General features: G+C 45.3%; 4 protein-coding genes. All 4 read right to left on the reverse strand.

Annotation, left to right across the window (positions count from 1 at the left end; genetic code table 11):
• Positions 1-28 precede the first annotated feature (28 nt).
• Positions 29-418, reverse strand: a complete 390-nt coding sequence (gene rpsK / locus V7D78_RS17150; RefSeq protein WP_027672163.1) for a 30S ribosomal protein S11 — start codon at positions 416-418, stop codon at positions 29-31.
• A gap of 13 nt (positions 419-431) precedes the next feature.
• Positions 432-788: a 30S ribosomal protein S13 gene (gene rpsM, locus V7D78_RS17155; protein ID WP_333609668.1), complete on the reverse strand. Its 357-nt coding sequence runs from the start codon at positions 786-788 to the stop codon at positions 432-434.
• A 130-nt stretch (positions 789-918) separates the two neighbouring features.
• A complete protein-coding gene (rpmJ, locus tag V7D78_RS17160) occupies positions 919-1,032 on the reverse strand; it encodes a 50S ribosomal protein L36 (RefSeq protein WP_082694854.1) in 114 nt (37 codons plus the stop codon).
• Between the two features lie 22 nt (positions 1,033-1,054).
• A partial coding sequence (gene secY / locus V7D78_RS17165) for a preprotein translocase subunit SecY (protein WP_333609669.1) occupies positions 1,055-2,240 on the reverse strand: 1,186 nt, incomplete at its 5' end.

The following is a 2,240-nucleotide window of genomic DNA, read 5'->3' on the forward strand; positions in this document are numbered from 1 at the left end:
TTCTCCAATAATCCGTGAAGCGCTGTAATTACACGCGACGTTTTTTAGGTGGACGGCAACCGTTATGCGGGATTGGCGTCACGTCGGTGATATTTGTGATTTTGTAACCAGCGGCATTCAGAGCACGAATCGCTGATTCGCGGCCTGGGCCTGGACCATTTACAAACACTTCAAGGTTCTTAACGCCATATTCTAACGCAGCAGTACCAGCACGTTCAGCAGCTACCTGAGCAGCAAACGGCGTTGACTTACGTGAGCCACGGAAACCTGAACCGCCAGCAGTTGCCCAGCAAAGAGCATTACCCTGACGATCGGTGATCGTAACGATGGTGTTGTTAAAAGAAGCATGGATATGAGCCATACCATCAGAAACTTGCTTTTTTACCCGTTTACGAGTACGAACTGGTGCTTTAGCCATGTGTTACCCCGTCCTATTTCTTAATCGCTTTGCGTGGACCTTTACGGGTGCGCGCATTGGTCTTAGTTCTCTGACCACGAACTGGCAGACTACGACGGTGGCGTAAGCCACGGTAACAACCAAGATCCATTAAACGTTTAATGTTTAATGTCACTTCACGGCGTAAGTCACCTTCAACGGTGTACTTAGCAACTTCGTCACGAAGCGTATCTAACTGCGCATCAGATAATGCAGCAATTTTCGTACTTTCTTCGATACCCACAGCAGCTAAAATTGATTTAGCGCGGGTTTTACCGATACCATAAACATAGGTCAACGAGATGACTGCATGTTTATTATCGGGGATGTTAATGCCAGCGATACGGGCCACTAACGTTCTCCTATATAAAAATTTAAAGGTGCCAATTTGAAAAGCCCGTAAGGATACTCAAATGGCGCATATAATGCAAACAATAAAGGGGCTAAGCTGAAATGCTCAGCCCACTTTATGTTTTCTGCTATTAGCCTTGGCGCTGTTTGTGCTTCGGCTCGCTGCAAATTACGCGAACAACGTTGTTACGTCTGATCACTTTGCAGTTACGGCAGATCTTCTTAACGGAAGCTCGTACTTTCATAACTTAACTCCGCAAATATATCTTAACGGCCAACGCCTTTAAGATTTGCCTTTTTAAGCACAGAATCATACTGATGAGACATCAGATGGGTCTGTACCTGTGCCATAAAGTCCATAATAACCACGACAATAATCAATAAAGATGTGCCGCCGAAGTAAAATTGCACATTCCATGCAACCATCATGAACTCAGGAACCAAACAAATAAAGGTAATGTACAATGCGCCCGCTAGGGTTAAACGTGTCATTACTTTATCAATGTATTTTGATGTCTGCTCACCGGGACGGATCCCAGGGATAAAAGCACCGGATTTCTTCAGGTTATCTGCTGTATCGCGCGGATTAAACACCAACGCGGTATAAAAGAAACAGAAGAAAATAATGGCCGCGGAGTATAACATAATATACAGCGGTTGTCCGTGACTTAATGCAAGAGCTACTTCTTGTAAGAAGTTAGCCACTGCGCCCTCTCCTGTACCAAACCAAGTGGCTATAGTACCGGGGAACAGGATAATGCTAGATGCGAAAATCGGCGGTATTACCCCAGCCATATTTACTTTTAACGGTAAATGGCTGCTTTGCGCTGCAAACACCTGACGGCCTTGCTGACGCTTAGCATAGTTAACCACAATACGACGCTGGCCGCGTTCAAAGAACACCACAAACCAGGTAATCGCAATAACGATTACGCCAATAGCTACTAACAGTAAAAAGTGCAAATCGCCCTGACGTGCCTGCTCAATCGTCTGGCCAATGGCAGACGGGAAGCCAGCAACAATACCGGTAAAAATTAGCAACGAGATACCATTACCAATGCCACGCTCTGTAATTTGCTCACCTAACCACATTAAGAACATGGTACCGGTCACCAAACTGATCACCGCGGTAAAGTAAAATGCAAAGCCCGGATTAATCACTAACCCTGGCATCATATTGGGTAAGCCAGTAGCAATACCAATAGATTGTAAGGTAGCCAGTACTAAAGTACCGTAACGTGTGTACTGATTGATTTTGCGCTTGCCTGCTTCGCCTTCTTTCTTCAGTTCGGCCAGATGCGGATGCATCACGGTTAATAACTGAACAATAATTGAAGCAGAGATATAGGGCATAATACCCAGCGCAAATACAGACGCGCGTTCAAGTGCACCACCGCTGAACATGTTAAACATTTCAACGATGGTGCCTCTTTGTTGCTCGAATAAATCAGCA

Source organism: Arsukibacterium sp. (genome assembly GCF_036735525.1).
Classification (GTDB): Bacteria; Pseudomonadota; Gammaproteobacteria; order Enterobacterales; family Alteromonadaceae; genus Alishewanella.